Source organism: Streptomyces sp. NPDC091412 (assembly GCF_044756885.1).
Classification (GTDB): Bacteria; Actinomycetota; Actinomycetes; order Streptomycetales; family Streptomycetaceae; genus Streptomyces.
Map to the genome: position 1 here is coordinate 409634 of NZ_JBIVTV010000004.1, position 23842 is coordinate 433475.

The window sequence follows — 23842 nt, forward strand, 5'->3', positions numbered from 1 at the left end:
GGGTTCGCTACGTTTGCACCGTGGACAAGAAGAACGCCCTGCGCGCCGGCGCTCTGGCCGCCGGTACGACGCTGATGATGCTGCTCATGTCGTCTCCCGCGCTCGCGCTGACCCGCGACGACGGCGACGACCCCGGCCCGGGCCTGAGCGTCGTCCAGACGCTGGGTCTGTTCGTCGGTCTCCCTCTCCTGCTGTTCCTGGTCATCACCGGTCTGGTCATGGTTCTGGACAAGTCCAAGGACCGGCAGCCGCGCGCGAGCCGGGACGTGGACGTCAAGGCCTGACCGAGTCCTCCTCCCGCCGCGGGCCCGTCCGCAGCACACTTCCTCCGAGGGCGTCGACCTCGCCGTACGTACGCGCACAGCCGCCGTACGTGGGCGAGGTGGGCGCCCTGGGTGCGTTGCGGGACCGGCGGGCCGGGCGACTGCGGGATCACCGGCCGGCTCCTACGCCGGCGCTCCCGGTGACTCCGATGTCCCGGCCATCAGCTCCCTGAGCAGAGCGGCCAGTTCGCCCGCCCGTTCGGCGTCCAGGGCGGACAGCGCCTCCGTCTGCGCGGCCAGTCCCGCGCCGACCGCCTCGTCGATGAGGCGCAGCCCCTTGTCGGTCAGCGTGACCTTGAGGCCGCGGCGGTCGTGCGGATCCGGCGAGCGGCGCAGCAGCCCCGCGGCCTCGAGCTTGTCCAGCCGCCCGGTCATCCCACCCGTGGTGAGCATGAGCGTCGCCGAGAGCTGCCGGGGCGAGAGGGTGTAGGGCTCGCCGGCCCGGCGCAGCGTGGCCAGCACGTCGAACTCGCCCCGCGAGATCCCGAACGGCGCGTACGCCTTCTCCATCCGGTCTCCCATCGCGCGCGAGAGCCGGAAGATCCGCCCGAAGACCTCCATCCCCGCGGTGTCGAGATCGGGCCGCACGGCCGCCCACTGGCCGATGATCGCGTCGACGGCGTCCCTGCGCTGCTGGGGGCGTTCACTCATGGACCGAGTATCCGCCGCCTCACGGTCGACCGCAAGAAAGTAGCTTGACGCTAAGTAGCTTGTGGCTAAGCTATTTGCATGACCGTCTCCCGGCGTCCCGCCGCCACCTGGTCCCTCGCCGCCCTCACCGCCCTCGCCCCCATCTCCTGGGGCACCACCTACGCCGTCACCACCGAGTTCCTGCCGCCCGGCCGGCCGCTCTTCACGGCGCTGGCCCGGGCCCTGCCCGCCGGGCTGCTGCTGCTCGCGCTGGCCCGGGTGCTGCCGAAGGGCGCCTGGTGGTGGAAGGCGGCGGTCCTCGGCGCGCTGAACATCGGCGCCTTCTTCCCGCTGCTGTTCCTGTCCGCGTACCGCCTGCCGGGCGGGATGGCGGCGGTCGTCGGCTCGGTCGGACCGCTGTTCGTCATGGGGCTCTCGGCACCGCTGCTGGGGCAGCGGCCGACGGGGCGGGCGCTGCTCACCGGGGTCGTGGCCGCGTTCGGGGTCAGCCTCGTCGTGCTGAGGGCGGCCGGGGCGCTGGACGGCGTGGGTGTCGCCGCCGCCCTCGCCTCCACCGCCTCGATGTCCACCGGCACCGTGCTGGCCAAGAGGTGGGGCCGCCCGGCCGGCGTGAGTCCGCTCGCGCTCACCGGCTGGCAGCTCACCGCGGGCGGACTGCTGATCGCGCCCCTCGCCCTGCTGGCCGAGGGGCCGCCGCCCGCGCTGGACGCCCGGGCCCTCGGCGGCTACGCCTATCTCGCCCTGGCCAACACGGCGCTCGCCTACTGGCTCTGGTTCCGCGGCATCGGCAGGCTCTCCGCCACCCGGGTCACCTTCCTCGGCCCGCTGTCACCGCTCACCGCCGCCGTGGTCGGCTGGGCCGTCCTGGGGCAGGCGCTCACCCCGGTCCAGCTCGTCGGCATGGCGCTGGCGTTCGGGGCGACGCTGGCGGGACAGCTCGGCGCCGCCCGCCCGGCGGCCGCACCGCCGCAACCATTCAGTTCCACTGAAAGGAATGCTCGTCAAGATTCGATGGACCTGACTGGTTCGGTGCTGCGACGGTAGAGCGGACCCCGCTCACCCCATCAGCGAGAGGACCTACGTGGCCGACGTCCGCCCCCGGACCACCACACCGCCCCCAGCCACGGGCAGCCGCACCACCGCCCGCCCCACCGCCACGAGCGGCCCGAGGGCGGGCGCCCCCGCTCTCGGAACCGCGCTCGCCGCCCTCGCCACCGTCGTCTGGGCCGGCAGCTTCGTCACCTCGCGCGCGCTGCACGACAGCGTGCCGCCGGTGCAGCACGCGTTCTGGCGCTGGGTGGTGGCACTGGCCGCCGTCGCCCCGTTCGGCGCCCGCATGGCCTGGCGGCAGCGGGCACTGATCCGGCGCCACTTCGGCTATGTGCTGCTGACCTCCCTCCTCGGCGTCGCCGTCTACAACACCCTGGTCAACCAGGCAGGCCTGACCACCCCGGCGGCCAACATGGGCATGATCATGGCGGCCTCGCCGGTGCTGATGGCGGTCTTCGAACGGGCGAGCGGTTTACGGCTCGGAGCGCGCCGGGTCGTGGGGCTGCTGACCGCCTGCGCGGGTGTGCTGCTGCTCGTGGGTGGGGGAGGGGTGGCGTCGTTCACGGCCGGGGACCTGTGGATGATCGTCGCGGCCTGCTGCTTCGGTTCCTACAGCGCCCTGCTGCGCCGCCGCCCCGCCGAGTTCGACGGCGTCGCCTTCCTGTTCACCACGTTCCTGTTCGGCACCGTGCTGCTCCTGCCCGCGCAGGCCGTCAGCCTCGCGGTCCAGGGCGGCTTCGAACCGGCCCCCGGCACGGTGCTGCCCCTGCTCTACGTCGGCGTCATGTCCTCCGCCGTGGCGTTCTTCGCCTGGGGCAAGGCGATCGCCCTCGTCGGCCCGACCCGCGCCGGACTCGTGTACTACCTGCAACCGGTCTGCGTGGCCCTGCTGTCGTGGGCCCTGCTCGGAGAGGCGATCGGCCCCCGGCAGGCGCTGTGCATGGCGCTGATCCTGGGCGGGGTGGTCCTCGGGACGGCTTCGCGCCGCTGAGGGAACCCGCGCGGGAACTCCGCACGGCGGCCCCGTACGGCCCGTATAGGTTGCCGCCATGGCCGAGTGGGAGATCCGGAAGCTGCTGATCCTGCGGACCCTGCGGGAGCAGGGGACCGTGACCGCGACGGCCGAGGCGCTGCGGATGACGCCGTCCGCCGTCTCGCAGCAGCTGACCAACCTGTCCAGGCAGCTCGGGGTGGAACTGTTGCAGGCGCAGGGGCGGCGGGTGCGGCTCACGGACGCGGCGCGGCTCGTACTGCGGCACGCCGAGGCCGTGTTCGAACAACTGGAGCGCGCGGACGCCGAGTTGGCCGCGTATGCCAAGGGCGAGGCGGGTGAGGTGCGGGTGGGTGCCTTCTCCACCGCGGTGCCCGCGCTCGTGGTGCCGGCGGTACGGGCGCTGCGCGGCACGCATCCGGCGGTGACCGTCCGGGTCCGGGAGACGGAGGCGGGCGAGGCCTACGAGCTGCTGGCGGCCGGGGAGGTCGACCTCGCGCTGTCCCTGGCCGCGCAGGCGCCCAGCACGGTGGACCCGCGGTTCACGCTGGTGCCGCTGCTCGCCGACCCGCTCGACCTCGCCCTGCCGCCGGGGCACCGGCTGGCCTCGGCGGCCCGGGTACGGCTCGCCGAGCTGGCGGAGGAGGCGTGGATCTTCGGCGGCAGCGGACCCTGGTCGGACATCACGCGCGCGGCCTGCGAGGCGGCCGGGTTCAGCCCGTACCAGGGCCACTCGGCGGCCGGCTGGACGGCGATCCTGGCGATGGTGGAGGCGGGGATGGGCGTGGCACTCGTCCCGCGCATGGCGGCGGTGAGCAGAGAGGGCGTCGTGATGCGCGCCCTGGCCGCCGACCGGCCGTACCGGCATGTGGTGGCGGCCGTGCGCAAGGGGGCGCGGGACGCGCCCGCGCCCGCGAGGGTGCTGGAGGCACTGCGGTCCGCGGCCGCCGGGCTCGCCCGCCCCGAGTGACGGGAAAGGCGGAGACCGGAAGGGAAAGGGGCGCCCGGTCGAACACCGGGCGCCCCCTGCCGCCGCACGGGCGGTGGTACGGCATCGCCGTACCGGCGGTCTTAGGACTGGGCCGCCGCGTCCGCCGCCTGGGCCTTCAGGGCGCGCTCGACGCCCGCCCGCGACTCCGAGACCAGCCGGCGCAGCGCCGCGTTCGGCTCGGCCGAGACCAGCCACTCGTCGGTCGTGCGCAGGATGTCCTCGGACACCTGGATCGACGGGTAGAGGCCGACCGCGATCTGCTGGGCCATCTCGTGGGAGCGGGCGCCCCAGATGTCCTTGACCACCTCGAAGTACCGGTCGGCGTAGGCCGCCAGCAGCTCGCGCTGGTCGGTCTGGACGAAGCCCGCGATGACCGCCTCCTGGACGGCGTTCGGGAGCTTGTCGGACTCGACGACCGACGCCCAGGCCTCCGCCTTGGCCTCCTCGGTCGGGCGGGCGGCGCGGGCGGTGGCCGCGTGCCGCTCACCGGCCGCGGTCCTGTCGCGCTCGTACTCGCCCGCGATCTCCGCCTCGTCGAACCGGCCGACGGCCGCGAGCCGCTCCACGAACGCCCAGCGCAGCTCCGTGTCGACGACCAGGCCCTCGATGGTGTGCGAGCCGTCCAGCAGGGACTCGAGCAGGTCCAGCTGCTCCGGGGTACGGGCGGTCGCCGCGAAGGCGCGCGCCCACGCCAGCTGGTGGTCGCTGCCCTCCTCCGCCGCGCGCAGATGGGCCAGCGTGGCGTCGGTCCAGCGGGTGAGCAGGGCCTCGTGGGCGGCCGGGTCGGCGTACAGGTCGACGGCCAGCTTCACCTGGCGGTGCAGTGACTGCACGACACCGATGTCGGACTCCTTGCCGATCCCGGACAGCACCAGCGACAGGTAGTCGCGGGTCGCCAGCTCCCCGTCCCGGGTCATGTCCCAGGCCGACGCCCAGCACAGGGCGCGCGGCAGCGAGGACTCGAAGTCGCCCAGGTGCTCGGTGACGACGGCCAGCGACCCCTCGTCCAGGCGCACCTTGGCGTACGACAGGTCGTCGTCGTTGAGCAGGATCACCGCCGGGCGGGGCCGGCCGGCCAGCTGCGGCACGGCGGTCAGCTCGCCGTCCACGTCCAGTTCGATCCGGCCGTCCGCGGCGCGCACCAGCTTGCCGCTCGCCTCGTCGAGGTCGTACAGGCCGACCGCGATCCGGTGCGGGCGCAGGGTCGGCTCGCCCTTCGCGCCGGCGGGCAGGGCGGGGGCCTCCTGGCGGATGGCGAAGGAGGTGATGACGCCCTGGGCGTCGGTCTCGATCTCCGGGCGCAGGATGTTGATGCCGGCCGTCTCCAGCCACTTCTTCGACCAGGTCTTCAGATCGCGCCCGGAGGTCTCCTCCAGCGCGCCCAGCAGGTCGGACAGGCGCGTGTTGCCATAGGCGTGCCGCTTGAAGTACGCCTGCACGCCACGGAAGAACTCGTCCATGCCGACGTAGGCCACCAGCTGCTTGAGGACGCTCGCGCCCTTGGCGTAGGTGATGCCGTCGAAGTTGACGAGCACGTCGTCCAGGTCGCGGATCTCCGCCATGATCGGGTGGGTGGACGGCAGCTGGTCCTGCCGGTACGCCCAAGTCTTCATCTGGTTGGCGAACGTGGTCCACGAGTGCGGCCACTTCGAGCCGGGGGCGTACGCCATGCAGGCGGCCTCGGCGTAGGTGGCGAACGACTCGTTCAGCCACAGGTCGTTCCACCACTCCATGGTGACCAGGTCGCCGAACCACATGTGGGCCAGCTCGTGCAGGATCGTGGTGGCCCGCGCCTCGTACGCCGCGTCGGTCACCTTGGACCGGAAGACGTACTGGTCGCGGATGGTGACCGCGCCCGCGTTCTCCATCGCGCCCGCGTTGAACTCCGGCACGAAGAGCTGGTCGTACTTCTCGAACGGGTAGGCGTAGTCGAACTTCTCCTGGAACCAGTCGAAGCCCTGCCGGGTCACCTCGAAGATCGCGTCCGCGTCGAGGAACTCGGCGAGCGAGGGCCGGCAGTAGATGCCGAGCGGGACCGACTGCCCGTCCTTCTCGTACACGCTGTGCACGCTGTGGTACGGGCCGACGATCAGCGCCGTGATGTACGTCGAGATGCGCGGCGTCGGCTCGAACACCCAGACGTTGTTCTCGGGCTCGGGGGTCGGCGAGTTGGACACGACCGTCCAGCCCTCGGGCGCCTTGACCGTGAACTGGAAGGTGGCCTTCAGGTCCGGCTGCTCGAAGTTGGCGAAGACCCGGCGGGCGTCCGGGACCTCGAACTGGGTGTAGAGGTAGGCCTGGTCGTCGACCGGGTCGACGAAGCGGTGCAGGCCCTCACCGGTGTTGGTGTACGCGCAGTCGGCGACGACGCGCAGCACGTTGCGGCCCCGGAGCAGGCCCGGCAGGGCGATCCGGGAGTCCTCGAAGACCTCGGCGGGGTCGAGGGGGTCGCCGTTGAGGGTCACCTCGTGGACGGTCGGGGCCACCAGGTCGACGAAGGAGGCGGCGCCGTCCTCGGCGACGTCGAAGCGCACCGTGGTCACGGACCGGTAGGTGCCGCCCTCCTGCGCGCCGGAGAGGTCGAGATCGATCTCGTACGAGTCAACGGTGAGCAGCTTCGCCCGCTGCTGCGCCTCTTCGCGAGTCAGGTTTGTGCCAGGCACGCGGTCATCTCCTCGTGATGTGTGGATTGCGCCATCCTTCCACGTGACCCGCGCGGAACGCGACGACCGGATCCCGCCGGTGACCGGGGCGGCGGGGCGTGAGGCTGAGGGCATGACGACAGTGAGCGAAACGACGGGACACAGCGCACGTGCCATCGCCCCGGCCGTGCTGGCGCGGCTGCGGGAACGGGACGACGCCGGACGTCCGGCGGCCCCGTTCACCGACGAGGAGGGCGGCGCGCCTCTGCGCTGCTGCCTGCGCAGGAGTGAGCCGGGGGAGCGGATCGCGCTGGTCTCCTACGCCCCGCTGCGGCGCTGGGCGGCGGAGACGGGCGCCGCTGTGGGCGCGTACGACGAGCAGGGGCCGGTCTTCATCCACGCGCGGGAGTGCGCGGGGCCGGCCGGTGAAGGCCACCCGTTCACCAACGCCCACCGTGTGGTCCGGCGCTACGGCGCCGACGGGCACATCCTGGGCGGGCGGCTGGTCGGGGAGGGCTCCCCCCGGTTCGACGCGGCCTTCGCGGAGGCGTTCGACGACCCGGCCGTGGCGCTCGTCCACGTCCGGGCCGTCGAGTACGGCTGCTTCCTCTACGAGGTGCGCAGGAACCAAGTGGGCACCGACTAGCCCTTGAGCTCCGCCGCCACCAGCTCCGCGATCTGCACCGCGTTCAGGGCCGCGCCCTTGCGGAGGTTGTCGTTGGAGATGAACAGGGCCAGGCCGTTGTCCACCGTCTCGTCGCGGCGGATGCGGCCGACGTACGACGGGTCCTGGCCGGCCGCCTGGAGCGGCGTCGGGATGTCGGAGAGGGCGACACCGGGGGCCCCGCCCAGCAGCTCGGTCGCGCGCTCCACGCTGAGCGGGCGCGCGAAACGGGCGTTGACCTGGAGGGAGTGGCCGGTGAAGACGGGCACGCGCACGCAGGTGCCGGACACCTTCAGCTCCGGGATCTCCAGGATCTTGCGGGACTCGTTGCGGAGCTTCTGCTCCTCGTCGGTCTCGTTCAGGCCGTCCTCGACGAGGTTGCCCGCGAAGGGGAGCACGTTGAAGGCGATCGGGCGCTTGTAGACGGACGGCTCGGGGAAGTCCACGGCCGCGCCGTCGTGGGTCAGCCTGTCGGCGTCCGCGACGACCTTCTGGGTCTGGCCGTGCAGCTCGGCGACGCCCGCGACGCCCGAGCCGGACACCGCCTGGTAGGTGGCGACGACCAGCGCCTGAAGGCCCGCCTCCGCGTGCAGCGGCTTGAGGACCGGCATCGCGGCCATCGTGGTGCAGTTCGGGTTGGCGATGATGCCCTTGGGACGGTCGGTGATCGCGTGGGGATTCACCTCGGACACCACCAGCGGGACGTCCGGGTCCTTGCGCCACGCCGAGGAGTTGTCGATCACCACGGCGCCCTGCGCGGCGACCTTCTCGGCCAGCGCCTTCGAGGTCGCGCCGCCCGCCGAGAACAGCACGATGTCCAGGCCGGTGTAGTCCGCGGTGGCCGCGTCCTCCACCGTGACCCCGTCGAGGACCGTCCCCGCCGAGCGGGCCGAGGCGAACAGGCGCAGCTCGGTGACCGGGAAATCGCGCTCCGTGAGGATCCCGCGCATGACCGTGCCGACCTGACCGGTGGCTCCGACGATTCCGATCCTCACGGCGACTCCTTCTGCTCACTTCACTGGCTCCGCGTACGTGGTACGCGCAGGACGGTTCCATCATGCGTCTGTCCCGGGTCCGTCTGTCCAATCCATTGCCCACGGAGTGGGACGGCCAGGTGGGCGGGCTCCGCCGGAAACGCAAGGGGCGGGCTCCGAAGTGGAGCCCGCCCCGCCGTTCACGTACCGGAGGTGGAGACCGCCGTTACGGGACGACCTTGCCGATCTTCACGCTGCCGAGGCCCGCGGCGGTGCCACGGGTGTTCAGCACCTGCACCTCGCCGAAGAACTCGCGGCCCGCGGGGGCCGGCTGGTTCGCGACGACGTCGGCGGAGATCTGCGCCGTGCCGTTCGGGGCGAGCGTGTACACCTTCGCCTCGTCGACCTTGACCGAGCCGAGCGCCGCCGAGTAGTACACGTCCCGGTAGTCGTAGGCCGTGGTGCCGGCCGGCACCGAGTAGGCGTCGATCAGGACGGTGTACGTGCCCGCGGCGGGCTTGGCGATGGAGACGGACTCCTCCGAGCCGCCCGCGGCCGAGTAGGCGACGCGCGTGCCGGCGGCGTTGTACACGTACAGGTCCAGGTCGGCACCGGCGTCCGAGACGTTGCCGATGGCGACGTCCAGGCGCTCGGCACCGGCGGGGACGACCACCGTCATGGTCTTGGAATCACCGTCGGCGATGGTGGGGCGGTCCGACTTCGACGAGCCCAGCGAGCCGCCCTTCAGCTTGGCGTCCAGCCCGGCGAGCTTGTTCGTCAGCGTCCAGGACACGGGGGCCGGAGTACCGGCCTTCGCCTCGTCGACCGTCTGCACCGCGGGGCTGAAGTCCAGCCCGTAGACCGCCGCGTTCAGCGTGTACGGGTTGTCCAGCAGCGGCGAGGTACGACGCGACTCGACCTCGATCTCCCACACTCCCGGCATCGGCTTGGCGTACGAACGCACGTCCGGACGGCAGGTGTTGGCCGGGTTGTTGTAGTTCGGGTAGCAGTACGGCGTCGACGTGTTGTCCACCGGGGTGCCGTACGGGTGGATTGCGATGAAGCGGGTCTGGCTGCCGTCCTTGAGACCGCTCATCGAGACCTCGAGGGTCTTCGCACCCTCCGGGACGGTCACGAAGTACGACGTGGTGCTGTTGCGCTGCGCGACGCCCGACACCGAGTAGGTGTAGGACGGCTTGGCGATCTCCGTGGAGACCACGACGGTCAGCATGATCTGCTTGTCCACGCCCTCGGTGCGGCGGTCGTCGACCTCGAGGATCGCGCTGTGCACACCGGCGGAGGCGGGACGCGCCTCGATCTTGACCGTCACCGGCTTGTTCAGCGGCAGCGAGACCTCGTCGTCGCCGAGGATCTTGAAGGTGCCGTCGTCGTTCTTCAGGCCCAGCTTGTGCTTGACCGAACCGGCCGGGCCCGTCGTACGGGTGACCTGGACCTCGTAGGTCTTCTTCTGGCCCTTCTTCAGGCCGCCCTCGCGGTCGTACAGGCCGGTGCCGAAGTCGGGGGTCTTCAGGGCCCAGGACAGCGAGGTGTTGACCGGGGCCTTGACCGTGTACTCGTGCGCCGAGGCGCCCTTCTCGATCGACTTCCAGGCCTTGACGATGTCCATCAGGCCCGCGCCCTCGCTGTGCGGCTGCTCGCCCTTGATGTGCTGGGCGGTCGAGGTCAGCGCGGTGCGCAGCGTCGCCGGGGTGAGGTCGATGTGCTTCTGCTTGGCCGCCGACAGCAGCAGCGCGGACGCGCCGGCCGCCTGCGGGGAAGCCATCGAGGTGCCCTGGAGCATCGAGTAGCCGGCCGGCAGCGAGTAGCCGGCCTCGGCGACCGGGCCGCCGGGCAGCCAGGTCTGGGTGGTGTTGATGGCCGCGCCGGGCGCGGAGATGATCGGCGTGAAGCCGCCGTCCTCACGCGGGCCGCGCGAGGAGAACGGCATCATGGCGTACTTCTTGTCCACGACGGAGCCGTAGTTGGCCGCCCAGGTCTCCTTGGAGATGGTCGCGCCGACCGAGATGACCTTGTTGGCGAGGCTGGGGTCGCCGATGGTGTTCAGGCCCGGGCCGCTGTTGCCCGCCGAGATGACGAGCTGCACGCCGTAGGTGTCGATGAGCCGGGTGTACAGCTCCGCGCGGGCGTTGTTGCCGTCGTTGAGCGCCGGCAGGCCGCCGATGGACATGTTGACGATGTCCACGCCGCGGTTGACGACGAGGTCGATCATGCCCTCGGTGAGCGCGACGTTGGTGCAGCTGCCGCTCCAGGTGCAGGCCCGGGAGGAGACGATCTTCGCGCCCGGGGCGGCGCCGTTCATCTTGCCGCCGAACAGGCTGTTGGCGGCGGTGATGCCGGCGACGTGCGTGCCGTGCTCGGACTCGATCACGCCGATGTTGACGAAGTCGGCCTTCTTGCCGATCCAGGACCCGCCGTAGGGGTCCATCGCCACGTCCTTGCGGATCTCCACGACGAACGGCACGCGCAGGTCGGCGCCGGTCTCCGGGTCCTTCTTGTCCTGGCCGAAGTAGCCGACCTGGTAGCCGTCCTTGTACGGCTTCATCGGAACGTCGTCCGTGAAGTCGTTGTTGTTGTTCAGGTCGACGCGGACGGTGCCGGTCGCCGGGTCGTACAGGACGCCCCACACGCTGGTGGTCCTGCCGTCGCGGTCCAGGTCGCCGTCGGCGTCGCCGCCCTTGGTCGCGGACTCGCTGAAGGTGTTGAACAGGAAGGAGCCCGCCGGGGTCTTCCAGGTCTTGCCGCCCGAGGTGAACTGGGGGCCCGTGACGGTGGTGGTCATCGGGCGCCAGGTGCCGTCGCTGTCGACGATCGGGTCGGTCGCGGTGACCCAGTCGACGATCTTGCGCTCACCGGTGGTGGTCTTCTGGAGCGCCGGGTGGCCGAGGTCCACGCCGGAGTCGAGGACGCCGATGGTGACGCCCCGGCCGTCCGCCTTCGGGTTCTTCTTCACGAAGTCGACGGCGCCCGTCTCGAAGGACGGGTTGTACGGGTTCTCGGCGGGGGTGTTCTTGTCCGGCGCCGGGTAGGTGCCCTTGTCCTTCCCCTTGCCCTTGTCCTTGCCCTGGGGGGCGTCGGCCTCGGGCCTCGGGTCGTCGAGCGGGATGTCCTGCTTGAGGTCGATGGCCTGCACGGAGGACAGCTTCGCGGCGGCGGCGATCGCCGAGTCCGCCTTGTCCGTCGGCACGGTGGCGCGGACGTAGCCGAGCTTGTCGTAGGCGCGGCCCACGGCGCCGCCGTCGATCGCGTCCAGCTGCTTGGCGACCTGCGCGGTCTGCCCGGGCGCGGTCGCGATCATCATGGTGACGTTCTTGGCGCCCTCGGCCTTGGCCTCGGCGAGCAGTTCGGCGTCGACCGAACCGAGTTTGTCGCCCGCCGGCTTGACGGTCGGGTCGGTGGACGCGGGGCCGTCCTGGGCGACGGCCAGGGGTATCGGGCCGGCCACGGAGAGCGCGGCCACCACGCCGGCGGCCATGGCGATGCGGGCCAGGCGTCTCGCGCCCGTGAGCGGTGCGCGCTGGGGGTCGGGGGTCATCGGCATCCCTTGCAGGTAAAGGAACCAAGCGAGGTGCGATCGGGGTCGATCGCGATCGTCCGGATTTCGGAGTCGGATGATCGCTCAGCTTTACCCAAAGGAAAGATGTTTGACGAGACTTGGTCCTGGCGGGATGGAGGCATGGCGTACTTCCGCCATGCGCCACGAGGGGCATAGGGGCCCAAACCGTGGCGCTTCCCTCAGTGCCGCAGGAGGACAACCACTGCTGCCGGAACGGGCGTTCACCCGGCCGCGCGCGGGGCCCCGTCCTCGCCGATTCACACCGGACAGCCCCCTTCCTGCCGTAACGTCCACCCATGAACAAGGAGTTGAGGGTGGCGGCCTACGCCGTGTGTGTGCGGGACGGACGGCTGCTGCTGGCCCGCTGGGTGGCGGGCGACGGCACCCGGCGGTGGACCCTGCCCGGCGGTGGCATGGAACACGGCGAGGACCCCTACGACACGGTGGTGCGCGAGGCCGAGGAGGAGACCGGCTACACCGTCGAACCGGTCGCCCTCCTGGGCCTGGACTCCGTCCGCCGCAACTACCCGCGCCCCCTGGGCGCCCAGGCCGACTTCCACGGCCTGCGCATCCTCTACGAGGGCCGTGTCACCGGCGGCGAACTGCGCCACGAGACGGGCGGCTCCACGGACCGGGCCGCCTGGCACCCCCTGGACGCGGTACCCGCACTGCGCCGCGTCGGCCTGGTCGACGTGGGCCTGCGCCTGTGGCACGACCGCCCGCCTGCGGGAAACCCCACCTGACGGCACCCGCCTGCCGCCCCGGCCGTCCGCGACGCACGCCCGTACGTCCCGTGGTGTGCGCGGAGGGGCCGCCGGAACGTGGTCCGGCGGCCCCTCCTCTCCCCCTCCTGACGTGCCCCCGGCGGGCGCTCGGTCACTACCGGGGAAGCACCACCACGCGCGCGGCCGGGTCGCGGCCGGTGGCCGCCATCAGGGCGGTGCGGACGACGGTCGCCTGCTGGTACAGGGACTCCCGCAGCTTTCGGGGGGTGAGGTGGACGACCGTGATGCCCAGCCGCTCCAGGTGCTCGCGCTTGCGGGCGTACTCGGAGCACAGGGCCTCGTCGGCCGGCCGGCCGCCCTGGCGGGGTGCGCGGGTGTCCAGCTCCAGCGCGACCGCCTGCTCCGGCCAGTACGCGTCCACGCCGCCGAGACGGGGGCCGCCCGGCAGCCGCAGGTCCACGTTCCAGACCGGGTCCGGCAGCCCGTGCTCACGCACCATCCGGTACAGCCGGTCCTCCGCGAGCGCCCGGCCCTCGGCCAGCAGCAGGCCCACCGCGTCCACCACGTGCGGCCGGTCCAGCAGCCCGGCCCCGGTCAGCTCGCGGACCACGGCGGACGGTTCGCAGTACCCGCCGCGCACCGCCTCCGTCAGCAGCCGCTGTACCGTGCCCGCGTCGGACAGACCGGCGACCGCGTCCGCCAGGGCGCGCGGCACCGGGGCCACCGGCAGACCCGTGACCGCCTCGGCGGCGGGCAGGCCGGCCGCCCGGACGATCCGCGCGCAGCCGGCCGAGCGCAGCCGCCGGCCGCGCGCCACCAGGACGTCGATCTGCTCCAGGGCCGGCAGGGCGGGCGACGTGGCGAAGCCGTGCAGGGTGAGCGCCGCCAGACCGGTGACCATCACCTCCGCGTACACCGGGCGGTGCGGATCCTCGGCGGTCGGCTGCGCCGGCACCCCGGCGGCCGTGCGCGGGAGCGGTCCGCGCGCCGCGTACAGGAGCACCGCGTGCAGCCGCTCCTCACTGGTCGGTGGGCCCGGATGCAGCAGGAACACGCCCGGCAGGAGTTGTTGCCAGGGTCCTCCGGCACGGCACCGCACGGCCGTCACGGCCGCCGGTACTCCGTGCTCGCGCAGCTGCGCGGTGGTCAGGACCTGGCGGGGCGCCTCGGCGAGGTGGTGCAGGGGGCGGGGGGAGAGCGGGGTTTCGTGGTTCATGTACGGCACGTTTCCCGCGCCGTGACCGGCCCTCAACCGGTGTTACACGCCCGTTGACAAACATGGACAAGCTCGCCCTGAAGGACGGTTGTTCGGATGCCGGAAACCCCTGGTCCCGTCGTGGGTGGACCAGGGGTTACGGCGAGCCGGGCACGCATCCTGTAACAGCTACGGCGTGCCCGACCCTTGGCCAGAACTACGGGTCAGCCGGCGGACGTTCCGGCCGCCGCGTCACGCGCCTGTCCACGCAGCGCCCGGGCCAGGTCGTCCCGGGCCTCCAGCACCAGGCGGCGCAGGGCGGGAGCGGCGCCCTCGTGCGCGGCGAGCCACGCGTCGGCCGCCTCCAGGGTCTCCGGCGAGTCCTGCAACGCCGGGAACAGCCCCCGTACGACGTCCATGCCGATCTGGATGGACCGCTCCGTCCACACCCGCTCGATCGCCTCGAAGTACCTCGGCGTGTACGGCGCGAGCAGCTCCCGCTGGGAGGCCTGCCCGAAGCCCGCGATGGTCGCCTCCACCAGCGCGTTCGACAACGCGTCCGAGTCGACCACCTGCTCCCAGGCCCGCGCCTTGACGGCGGCCGAGGGCCGCGCGGCCAGGCAGCGCACCTGGTGCCGCTTGCCGGAGGCGGTGTCGTCCCGGGCGAGTTCGGCGGCGAGCACCTTCTCGTCCGCCACCCCGTGCGCCGCCAGCGGCTCCAGGAACGCCCAGCGCAGCTCCTGGTCGACCTCCAGGCCGGCGATCTCCTCCGTGCCGTCCAGCAGGCCCTTCAGCAGTTCCAGGTCGTCCGGCGCCGAGGCCGCCGTGGCGAAGAAGCGCGCCCACGCGAGCTGGTGCTCGCTGCCCGGCTCGGCCTGCCGCAGCTCGGCCAGCGCGCCCTCGGCCAGCGCCCGCCCGCCGGTCTCCCGCCACTGCGGCGCCGCGTAGTGCACCAGCGCGGACTCCGCCCAGGCGTGCAGCATCTGGAGCACGCCGATGTCGGTCTCACGCCCGGCGAAGCGCAGCACCAGGCCCACGAAGTCCCGCGCCGGCAGCAGCGCGTCCCGGGTCAGGTTCCACAGCGCCGACCAGCACAGCGCGCGGGCCAGCGGGTCGGTCAGGCCGCCCAGGTGCTCCCGCAGGGTCGCCAGCGAGGTCTCGTCGAAGCGGATCTTGCAGTAGGTCAGGTCGTCGTCGTTGACCAGCACCAGATCGGGCGCGTCCGCACCCGCCAGCTCGGACACCACCGTACGGGCGCCGGCCACGTCGGTCTCGGCGCGCGCGTACCGCTCCAGCGCCCCCACCTGGGACCGCTGGTACAGGCCCACCGCCACCCGGTGCGGGCGCAGCTCCGGGTGGCCCGCCGGGGCAATGACAGAGGCCTCCTGCACCACGGCCAGCTCCTCGATCCGGCCGTCGGCCCCCAGCACCACCTGCGGGGTCAGCGAGTTGACCCCGGCCGTCTGAAGCCACGACCGCGCCCACGCGCCCATGTCACGGCCGCTGGTCTCCTCCAGCACCGCGAGCAGGTCTCCCAGCCGGGTGTTGCCGTAGGCATGCCGCTTGAAGTAGCGCCGCGCGCCCTCCAGGAACGCGTCCTGGCCGACGTAGGCCACCAGCTGCTTGAGCACCGAGGCGCCCTTGGCGTAGGTGATGCCGTCGAAGTTCAGCTTGGCGTCCTGGAGGTCGCGGATGTCCGCGGTGACCGGGTGCGTGGAGGGCAGCTGGTCCGCGCGGTACGCCCAGGCCTTGCGGCGGTTGGCGAAGGTGATCCAGCCGTCCGTGAAGCGGGTCGCGCCGACCAGCGAGAACGAGCCCATGAAGTCGGCGAAGGACTCCTTCAGCCACAGGTCGTCCCACCACTCCATGGTGACCAGGTCGCCGAACCACATGTGCGCCATCTCGTGCAGGATCACATTGGCCCGGGCCTCGTAGGAGGCCTGCGTGACCTTCCCGCGGAAGATGTACTCCTCCCGGAAGGTGACCAGGCCCGGGTTCTCCATCGCGCCGAGGTTGTACTCGGGCACGAACGCCTGGTCGTACTTGCCGAACGGGTACGGGTAGTCGAAGTGGTCGTGGAAGAAGTCCAGGCCCTGCTTGGTGACCAGGAAGACGTCCTCGGCGTCGAAGTGCTTGGCGAGCCCCTTGCGGCACAGCGCGCCCAGCGGGATCTCCAGCCGCGTACCGTCCTCGAACACCCGCTCGTAGGAGTCCGTCACCCGGTGGTACGGGCCCGCGACCACGCAGGTGATGTACGTCGAGATCGGCTTGGTCTCGGCGAACCGCCACACCCCGTCCTGCCGCTCGCCGACGCCGTTGCTCCACACCGTCCAGTCCTCGGGCGCCCGCACCTCGAAGCGGAACGGCGCCTTCAGGTCGGGCTGCTCGAAGTTGGCGAAGACCCGGCGGGAGTCGGCGGGCTCGTACTGCGTGTAGAGGTAGACCTCGCCGTCCTCCGGGTCGACGAAGCGGTGCAGGCCCTCGCCGGTGCGCGAGTAGGCGCACTGCGCGTCCACGACGAGCTCGTTGTCGGCGGACAGGTCCTCCAGGAGGATCCGGGAGCCGTCGAAGACCTCGCTGGGGTCGAGGTCCCTGCCGTTGAGCGAGACGGCGGTGACGCTCGGCGCGAGCAGGTCCGCGAAGCTCGACGCGCCCGGCTCGTTGCAGCGGAACCGGATCGTCGTCACGGACCGGAACGTCCGCGGACCGTTCCCGGTGTCCTCGCCCACCGCGGACCGCACGTCCAGGGACACCTCGTACCCGTCGACGGACAGCAGGGCGGCCCGCTCCCGGGCCTCGTCGCGGGACAGATTCTCACCGGGCACAGGCGGCACTCCCTCGGAAGTTTTCACGATGTGGACAGCACCGATCCTGCCATGCGGGTTTGCCGCGCGGCAGCCGGGAATGCCGTGCACGACCGTCGATGTTGGCAGTTCAACGACCCTTTACCGAGGAGAGCCATGTCCGAGACCGCCCCCGCCGCGACCCCGTCGTCCGGCAAGACTCCCGTCGACTTCTGGTTCGACCCGCTGTGCCCCTGGGCCTGGATGACGTCCCGGTGGGTGCTGGAAGTGGAGAAGGTGCGGGACATCGAGGTCCGCTGGCACATCATGAGCCTCGCGGTGCTCAACGAGCCGAGGCTGGACGAACTGCCCGAGGAGTACCGGGAGCTGCTGACCACCAAGGCGTGGGGGCCGGTACGGGTGGTCACCGCGGCCTGGCAGAAGCACGGCGAGGACGTCCTCGGCCCGCTCTACACCGCGCTCGGCACCCGCTTCCACAACCGGGGCGAGGGCCCCACCCGCGAGGCCGTCGTCGCCGCGCTCGACGAGGTGGGCCTGCCCGCCGACCTGATCGACTACGCCGACCAGGAGAACTTCGAGTTCGACGCCGAACTGCGCGCCTCGCACAAGGAGGGCATCGAGAAGGTCGGCCAGGACGTCGGCACCCCGGTCATCGCGGTCCCCGGCCCGGACGGCGAGCAGATCGCCTTCTTCGGCCCGGTCGTCACCCCCACCCCCAAGGGCGAGCAGGCCGCCCGGCTCTGGGACGGCACCCTCGCGGTCGCCTCCGTCCCCGGCTTCTACGAGATCAAGCGCACCCGCACGGCGGGACCGGACTTCGGCAACCTGTGACCCGGCCGGTCAGCGGAAGCTCTCGGGGAGGCTGAAGCCCTTCTTCTGGGCCCAGCGCGGCTGGACCCACAGGCAGCGCCCCTTGGGGCCCTGGCTCTCGCACCGCCACCAGCCGTGGCCGTCCCGCACTCCGCGTGCCTCGTTGATGTGCTTCGCCTCGTCCGGGCCCACCTTGCCGAAGGGGTGCGGCTTCTTCTCGGGGCAGTCGGGGCAGTGGATGTAGTCCGGCATGCGCGCCTCCGGTCCGGTCGTCGGATCGCTGTACGATTCGCCCGAATTGAGATCGTAAGGGGGCGTGTGTCGCGCCGCGAGCCCGGAACCGGCCCCGCCGGGGCCCGGAACCGGTCCTGCCGGGGCGGCATCCGAACGCGGAACCCCCGCGAGACACGTTCTCGCGGGGGTTTCCTTTACGCCTGCCGGGTGAAGGGCGAAGGGTGAGCAGGCGGTCACGAGGCCGGACGGTCCCGGACGGCGTTCCGGGATGCGTCAGCTCCCGGCGCGCCTGCGCTGCCGGATGTACCCGGCCGCCGCCAGGAACAGCGTCATGGCGCCCGTCGAGTACAGCTGCACCCGCGTGCCGGACTCCCCGGCCATCAGGGCGAAGACCGCCGCCATGCCGGCCAGGGCCACCCAGGTCAGCCACGGGAACGCCCACATCCGGACCACCAGCTTCTCCGGCGCCTCCTGCTCCAGCCTGCGGCGCAGCCGCAGTTGCGAGACGGCGATGAAGATCCAGACGACGAGGATCACCGCGCCGATCATGTTCAGCAGCCAGGGGAAGACGTCGTTGGGCCGCCAGTAGCTCAGCAGCACGCAGACGAAACCGAAGACGGAGCTGGCCAGCACCGCGATCCGCGGCACCCCGCCGGAGACCTTCGCCAGCGCCTTCGGGCCCTGACCGCGCTCGACCAGCGAGTACGCGATGCGCGAGGAGCCGTAGATGTTGGCGTTCATCGCGCTCAGCAGCGCGACCAGCACCACCACGTTCATCAGCTGACCGGCCCCCGGGATGCCGAGGTGGTCCAGCGCGGCAACGTACGGGCCCTTCGCGACGACCTCCTCGGAGTCCCAGGGGACGAGCGTGACGATCACCGCCATGGAGCCGACGTAGAACAGCGCGATGCGCCACATCGCCGTGCGCACGGCGCTCGCCACGCCGCGGATCGGGTTCTCCGACTCGGCCGCCGCGATGGTGACCGTCTCCAGGCCGCCGTAGGCGAAGACCGAGGCGAGCAGGCCGATGACCAGGCCGTGGCCGCCGTGCGGCAGGAAGTCGGTGAGGTTCGAGGCGCCCGGGGAGTCCGTGCCGGGCAGCACGCCCGCGACGGCCAGCACACCGAGGACCAGGAACAGGGCGATCGCGCCGACCTTCAGCGCGGCGAACCAGAACTCGAACTCGCCGAAGTTCTTCACCGCGGCCAGGTTCGTGCCGCAGAACACCACCATGAACAGCGCCACCCACACCCACTCCGGCGTGCCCGGCAGCCACCCGGTGACGATCTTCGCGGCGCCCATGCCCTCCAGGCCGACCGCGGTGCACAGCAGCACCCAGAACGACCAGCCCGCGGTGAACCCGGCCCATGGACCGAACGCCCGCTCGGCGTGCGCGGAGAACGAGCCCGACGACGGGTACGCGGCCGACATCTCGCCCAGCATCCGCATGACCAGCATCACGAGCGCGCCGGACAGGGCGTAGGCGACGACGATCGAGGGGCCGGCGGCGGCGATGCCCGCGCCGGAACCGACGAAGAGGCCGGCGCCGATCACACCGCCGAGGGCGATCATCGACAGGTGGCGCTGCTTGAGGCCGTGGGACAGGGAGACGTCGTCCGCCCGCGGAGGCGCCGATGGGGGTCCCCCCTGCTCCGGCGAGGCCGAGAGCTCGGGGGAGGTGGTGTCGCGTGGCATGGGGGGAGGCCCGTCCGGTGGGGGGCAGATGCGAAAACCCCCACAGTCTGGGCGGCCGCTCCACCGCGACGGAGCGCCCGCTCACCATCCGGACGTGCTCTGTGCGCAGAGTGAGACGGTGATTACCCGCGCGGGGTTGTCGCGGCCGGTGTGCGGCGCGCGGCACCGCTCTTGATCCAGTCGCCGAGCCGTTTGGTGGGACCCTACAGTCGCCGTGCCCTCGGCCCGAGTGGCGGAAACCGCGCCACCTCAGTGACAGGCGTCACGTCCCGCAGGGTGTACGGCGTTTCCTTTGTGCGAAACCGACCAAGCGTCCGTTCCCCCCTTGTCGACCGCTGACGGTGATCGCCGCGCCGCCGCTGGGATAGCGTCACGCTGTCCCGAACTGCCCTCACTCCGCGGAGTCCCCATGAGCACCGCTGCCGCCACCCCCGCCCGTACCGGGGTCGTCCTCGCCGACCTGCTGCCCGCGTCCCGTGTCCGGGACGTGGCCCTCGTGGTGGGCGGCGCCGCGCTCACCGGCCTCGCCGCCCAGATCGCGGTGCCCGTCCCGCACTCCCCGGTGCCGGTGACCGGTCAGACCTTCGCGGCGCTGCTCGTGGGCACCACGCTGGGCGCCGGCCGCGGTTTCCTCGCCCTCGCGCTGTACGTGCTCGCGGGCGCGGCGGGCGTGCCGTGGTTCGCGGGCGGTGCCTCGGGCGCGGGCTCCGTCTCCTTCGGCTACGTCCTCGGCATGCTGCTCGCCGCCACCGTCGTGGGCGCCCTGGCCCGCCGCGGCGGTGACCGCAACGTCTGGCGCACGGCCGGCACGATGGTGCTGGGCCAGGCGATCATCTACGCGGTCGGCGTGCCCTACCTGGCCCTGGCCACCGGCATGTCCACGTCCGCCGCGCTCGCCGCCGGCCTCACGCCGTTCGTGATCGGCGACGTCCTCAAGGCCGCCCTGGCGATGGGCCTGCTGCCCACCGCCTGGAAGCTGGCCGGGAAGTGACCGTCCGCTTCGCGATGCCGTAGTTCCCGCCGGTTCCTGCGAAAGCCCGAGAAAACCCGCGAAAGCCCGCCGGAATCCCGCGAATATCCCGCGGAAATCCCGCGGAATCCTACGAAAGAGGCCCGCCGCGTCGCCCTGCGACGTTCCCCGGCGGGCCTCTTCCGCGTTCCGGACCGTCAGACCTGCCTGCGCCTGCCGGGCCCTGCCGCGACCGTCGTCAGCCGGCCGCGACCTTGTCCGTCTCCTCGGCGGCCGGGGCCGCGACCGCCGTGCGGCCGCTCCCGAGCCTCTGCTTGACGAAGGAGATCACCAGCACGATCGCCGCGACCAGCAGCGACAGCAGCACGGTCTCGCGGCCGTCGTGCTCGGTGTCGGTCAGCATGTAGCCGAAGACGAAGACGATCAGCCCGGCCGCCGCCCACGTCAGATACGGGTACAGCCACATCTTCACGACCAGCTTCTCCGGCGCCTCCCGCTGGATGATCTTCCGCATCCGCAGCTGCGAGAAGCAGATCACCAGCCAGACGAACAGGGCGACCGCGCCGGAGGAGTTGACGAGGAACAGGAACACGGAGTCCGGGAACCTGTAGTTGAAGAACACGGCCACGAAGCCGAACACGACCGACGAGACGATCGCGGCCATCGGCACACCGCGGCGGGTGGTCCGTGCGAACGCCTTCGGCGCGTCCCCGCGCTCGCCGAGCGAGAAGGCCATCCGGGAGGCGGTGTAGAGGCCGGAGTTGAGGCAGGAAAGCACCGACGTCAGCACGATGAAGTTCATGATCTGACCGGCGTGCGGGATGCCGAGGGAGTCGAGGGCGGCCACGTAGGAGCCCTTCTCGGTGATCGCCTTGTCGTTCCAGGGGAGCAGGGCGACCACGACGAAGACGGAACCGAGGTAGAAGACGCCGATACGCCAGATGATGCTGTTGGTCGACTTGGTGACGGCGCGCTGCGGGTCCTCCGACTCGCCCGCCGCGAGGGTGGCGATCTCGCTGCCCATGAAGGAGAAGACGACGAGCAGTACACCGGTCATGATGGCGCCGGGCCCGTTCGGCAGGAACCCGCCGTGGTCGGTGAGGTTGCCGAGCCCTGCCTTGTCGCTGTGCACGCCGGGCAGTACGCCGAAGACGGCCAGCCCGCCGACGACGATGAACGCGGCGATCGCCACGACCTTGATCCCGGCGAACCAGAACTCGAACTCGCCGTAGGAGCCGACGGAGACGAGGTTGGTGGCGGTCAGCACCACCATGACGATGAGGGCCCAGCCCCACTGGGGCACGGCCGGCACCCAGCCGGAGAGGATCTTGGCGCCCGCCGTCGCCTCCACGGCCAGCACGACGACCCAGAAGAACCAGTACAGCCAGCCGATGGAGAACCCGGCCCAGCCGCCGAGCGCCCGGTCGGCGTGCGCGGAGAAGGAACCGGAGGTGGGGTTGGCGGCGGACATCTCGCCGAGCATGCGCATCACGAGGACGACGAGAGTGCCCACGAGTGCGTAGGAGAGGAGGATGCCCGGTCCGGCGGTGGCGATGGCCGAGCTGGAACCGACGAAGAGACCGGCGCCGATGACACCGCCGATGGCGATCATCGACAGATGGCGGTTCTTGAGCCCGGCCTGGAGCCCCGAACCGGGGCCCTCGGGGTTCGTATGGCCGCTTCCGGTCTCCGAAAGGGTCGGCTGCGAAGTCATGGGGGGAATTCCTTTGCTCGGGTGGAGCGCTGCCCCGTACGAGCGGTGTACGGGATGCTCCAGTGAAACGGAGGCATTGGAATCCGTGAACCTTCGAAATGTAATTGTTACTTGAGGTTTCTTTGAGCTTTGAAAGATTAGCCACATTTTTCTTGTGGATGTGATAGTGCACGTGACCCGGCGCTGCCGCCCGCATTCCGCCATGTCACACTCGGACCATGCGCGTGTATCTCGGCTCCGACCATGCGGGCTTCGAACTCAAGAACCACCTCGTCGAGTGGCTCAAGGCGGCGGGCCACGAGCCCGTCGACTGCGGACCGCACATCTACGACGCCCAGGACGACTACCCGCCCTTCTGCCTGCGCGCCGCGGAGCGCACGGCCGCGGACCCCGACTCCCTCGGCATCGTGATCGGCGGCTCCGGCAACGGCGAGCAGATCGCGGCGAACAAGGTCAAGGGCGTGCGCGCGGCCCTCGCCTGGAGCGAGGAGACGGCCTCCCTCGGCCGCCAGCACAACAACGCGAACGTCGTCGCGGTGGGCGCGCGCATGCACACCACGGAGGAGGCGACGAAGTTCGTCGAGACCTTCCTCGGCACGCCCTTCTCCGGCGACGAGCGCCACATCCGCCGCATCGACATGCTCACGGCCTACGAATCGTCGGGCGACCTCCCCCCGATCCCGGCCCACCACCCCCAGCAGTAACCGCCTCACCGCCCAAGGCACGGCGCCCTGAGGGGAGCCGTGCCGCCACCTTGCGGGTCGGCTCAGCCCTCGGCGGGTGCGGGGAGGCGGGAGTCCCCGCTGGAGATCCCGGCCGAGTTCTGCCAGGGGCGCAGGGGACGGAGTCCCCGCGGGGGTCGGGGGCGCAGCCTCAGGCTCGGCACCCTTTCACCCACCGAGACCGGCGGGTGGGTGGGAAACGGGGTCCGGGGCGCAGCCCCAGGGCCGGTGCCCCCTCCACCCGCCGAGTCGGGCGGGCGGGGGGCAAAGAACCGCAAGAAGGGACACCCCGTGCCAGAGGGGCACACCATCCACCGCCTCGCACAGGACTACGCCGCCCACTTCTCAGGCCGGCAGGCCCGCGTCAGCAGCCCCCAGGGCAAGTTCTCCACCTCGGCCACGCTCCTCACCGGAGCGGAGCTCACCCGCACGGAAGCCCACGGCAAACACCTCTTCCTCCGCTTCCGCGACAGCGACTGGATCCACATCCACCTCGGCCTCTTCGGCAAGGTCACCTTCGGCGGCGCCCCCGCACCCCCGCCCACGGACACCGTCCGCCTCCGCCTCGCCAACGCCACCTCGTACGTCGACCTGCGCGGCCCCACCACCTGCGCCCTGATCACCGACGCCGAGAAACAGGCCGTGCACGACCGCCTCGGCCCCGACCCCCTGCGCCCCGACGCCGACCCGGACCAGGCCTACGCCCGCATACGCCGCAGCCGTACGACCATCGCCGCCCTGCTGATGGACCAGAAGATCGTCGCCGGCGTCGGCAACGTCTACCGCGCCGAGGTCCTCTTCCGGCACCGCGTCGACCCCTACCGCCCCGGCAGGGACCTCACTCCGGCCGAGTGGGACGCCATCTGGGCCGACCTCGTCGCCCTCATGCGCGAGGGCGTCCGCACCAACCGCATCGACACCGTCCGCCCCGAGCACACCCCCGAGGCCATGGGCCGCCCGCCCCGCGTCGACGACCACGGCGGCGAGGTCTACGTCTACCGCCGTACCGCCCTGCCCTGCCACATCTGCGGCACGGACATCCGCACCGCCGGCCTCGCCGCCCGCAACCTCTTCTGGTGCCCCGCCTGCCAGCAGCCCGCGAAGGCGGGATGA

19 protein-coding genes are annotated in these 23842 nt (G+C 71.6%); 10 read left to right on the forward strand and 9 right to left on the reverse strand.

The window, feature by feature from the left end; all coding sequences use genetic code 11:
- Positions 1-20: 20 nt before the first annotated feature.
- Positions 21-284: a hypothetical protein gene (locus ACIQMV_RS13165; protein ID WP_225075172.1), complete on the forward strand. Its 264-nt coding sequence runs from the start codon at positions 21-23 to the stop codon at positions 282-284.
- Between the two features lie 162 nt (positions 285-446).
- Here the strand turns inward: ACIQMV_RS13165 and ACIQMV_RS13170 are convergent, their stop codons facing one another.
- Positions 447-974, reverse strand: coding sequence for a MarR family winged helix-turn-helix transcriptional regulator (locus ACIQMV_RS13170; protein ID WP_402592720.1), 528 nt, complete (start codon positions 972-974; stop codon positions 447-449).
- Between the two features lie 78 nt (positions 975-1052).
- On the opposite strand from ACIQMV_RS13170, the gene ACIQMV_RS13175 reads away from it, so the two are divergent.
- The 3 genes from ACIQMV_RS13175 to ACIQMV_RS13185 are packed head-to-tail and all read left to right on the forward strand — an operon-like array spanning position 1053 to position 3985.
- Positions 1053-2018: an EamA family transporter gene (locus ACIQMV_RS13175; RefSeq protein ID WP_402592721.1), complete on the forward strand. Its 966-nt coding sequence runs from the start codon at positions 1053-1055 to the stop codon at positions 2016-2018.
- A gap of 37 nt (positions 2019-2055) precedes the next feature.
- Positions 2056-3015 (forward strand): DMT family transporter, encoded by a 960-nt coding sequence (locus ACIQMV_RS13180; protein ID WP_402592722.1) that lies wholly within the window; start codon positions 2056-2058, stop codon positions 3013-3015.
- Positions 3016-3073: 58 nt separating this feature from the next.
- Positions 3074-3985 (forward strand): LysR substrate-binding domain-containing protein, encoded by a 912-nt coding sequence (locus tag ACIQMV_RS13185; RefSeq protein ID WP_141360870.1) that lies wholly within the window; start codon positions 3074-3076, stop codon positions 3983-3985.
- Between the two features lie 101 nt (positions 3986-4086).
- Here ACIQMV_RS13185 and pepN (ACIQMV_RS13190) read toward each other — a convergent pair whose 3' ends face one another.
- Complete coding sequence (pepN, locus tag ACIQMV_RS13190; RefSeq protein WP_402592723.1) at positions 4087-6669, reverse strand: aminopeptidase N; 2583 nt, start codon at positions 6667-6669, stop codon at positions 4087-4089.
- Between the two features lie 112 nt (positions 6670-6781).
- Here pepN (ACIQMV_RS13190) and ACIQMV_RS13195 point away from each other — a divergent pair, with 112 nt between their 5' ends.
- On the forward strand, positions 6782-7294 hold the full coding sequence (locus ACIQMV_RS13195) for a DUF1203 domain-containing protein (RefSeq protein WP_402592724.1): 513 nt from the start codon (positions 6782-6784) through the stop codon (positions 7292-7294).
- Here ACIQMV_RS13195 and ACIQMV_RS13200 read toward each other — a convergent pair.
- Together ACIQMV_RS13200 and ACIQMV_RS13205 are read right to left on the reverse strand one after the other, a co-directional pair.
- Complete coding sequence (locus tag ACIQMV_RS13200; RefSeq protein ID WP_402592725.1) at positions 7291-8307, reverse strand: aspartate-semialdehyde dehydrogenase; 1017 nt, start codon at positions 8305-8307, stop codon at positions 7291-7293. The two genes, ACIQMV_RS13195 and ACIQMV_RS13200, sit on opposite strands and share 4 nt — an antisense overlap.
- A 205-nt stretch (positions 8308-8512) precedes the next feature.
- Positions 8513-11839, reverse strand: a complete 3327-nt coding sequence (locus ACIQMV_RS13205; protein WP_401775068.1) for a S8 family serine peptidase — start codon at positions 11837-11839, stop codon at positions 8513-8515.
- A 317-nt stretch (positions 11840-12156) separates the two neighbouring features.
- Between ACIQMV_RS13205 and ACIQMV_RS13210 the strand changes: the two genes are divergently transcribed.
- Positions 12157-12603, forward strand: coding sequence for an NUDIX hydrolase (locus ACIQMV_RS13210; protein WP_141360880.1), 447 nt, complete (start codon positions 12157-12159; stop codon positions 12601-12603).
- Between the two features lie 136 nt (positions 12604-12739).
- On the opposite strand, the gene ACIQMV_RS13215 is transcribed toward ACIQMV_RS13210, so the two are convergent.
- A complete protein-coding gene (locus ACIQMV_RS13215) occupies positions 12740-13801 on the reverse strand; it encodes a hypothetical protein (RefSeq protein ID WP_402592726.1) in 1062 nt (353 codons plus the stop codon).
- Between the two features lie 203 nt (positions 13802-14004).
- Entirely contained in the window at positions 14005-16605 is a 2601-nt protein-coding gene (pepN, locus tag ACIQMV_RS13220; protein ID WP_402592727.1) for an aminopeptidase N, read from the reverse strand.
- Positions 16606-16740: 135 nt separating this feature from the next.
- Here pepN (ACIQMV_RS13220) and ACIQMV_RS13225 point away from each other — a divergent pair, with 135 nt between their 5' ends.
- Positions 16741-17415 carry a DsbA family protein gene (locus ACIQMV_RS13225; protein ID WP_141360886.1) on the forward strand — a complete coding sequence of 225 codons (675 nt, stop codon included), beginning with the start codon at positions 16741-16743 and terminating at the stop codon, positions 17413-17415.
- Between the two features lie 9 nt (positions 17416-17424).
- Here the strand turns inward: ACIQMV_RS13225 and ACIQMV_RS13230 are convergent, their stop codons facing one another.
- A complete protein-coding gene (locus tag ACIQMV_RS13230; protein WP_401775076.1) occupies positions 17425-17646 on the reverse strand; it encodes a hypothetical protein in 222 nt (73 codons plus the stop codon).
- Between the two features lie 255 nt (positions 17647-17901).
- A complete protein-coding gene (locus ACIQMV_RS13235) occupies positions 17902-19323 on the reverse strand; it encodes an amino acid permease (RefSeq protein WP_402592728.1) in 1422 nt (473 codons plus the stop codon).
- 409 nt (positions 19324-19732) lie between these two features.
- Between ACIQMV_RS13235 and ACIQMV_RS13240 the strand changes: the two genes are divergently transcribed.
- Positions 19733-20314, forward strand: coding sequence for a biotin transporter BioY (locus tag ACIQMV_RS13240; protein ID WP_402592729.1), 582 nt, complete (start codon positions 19733-19735; stop codon positions 20312-20314).
- A 217-nt stretch (positions 20315-20531) separates the two neighbouring features.
- On the opposite strand, the gene ACIQMV_RS13245 is transcribed toward ACIQMV_RS13240, so the two are convergent.
- A complete protein-coding gene (locus ACIQMV_RS13245) occupies positions 20532-22007 on the reverse strand; it encodes an amino acid permease (protein ID WP_401775084.1) in 1476 nt (491 codons plus the stop codon).
- A gap of 218 nt (positions 22008-22225) precedes the next feature.
- Between ACIQMV_RS13245 and ACIQMV_RS13250 the strand changes: the two genes are divergently transcribed.
- Both ACIQMV_RS13250 and ACIQMV_RS13255 read left to right on the forward strand, forming a co-directional pair.
- Complete coding sequence (locus ACIQMV_RS13250) at positions 22226-22711, forward strand: ribose-5-phosphate isomerase (protein WP_402592730.1); 486 nt, start codon at positions 22226-22228, stop codon at positions 22709-22711.
- A 309-nt stretch (positions 22712-23020) separates the two neighbouring features.
- Positions 23021-23842: an Fpg/Nei family DNA glycosylase gene (locus ACIQMV_RS13255; protein ID WP_402592731.1), complete on the forward strand. Its 822-nt coding sequence runs from the start codon at positions 23021-23023 to the stop codon at positions 23840-23842.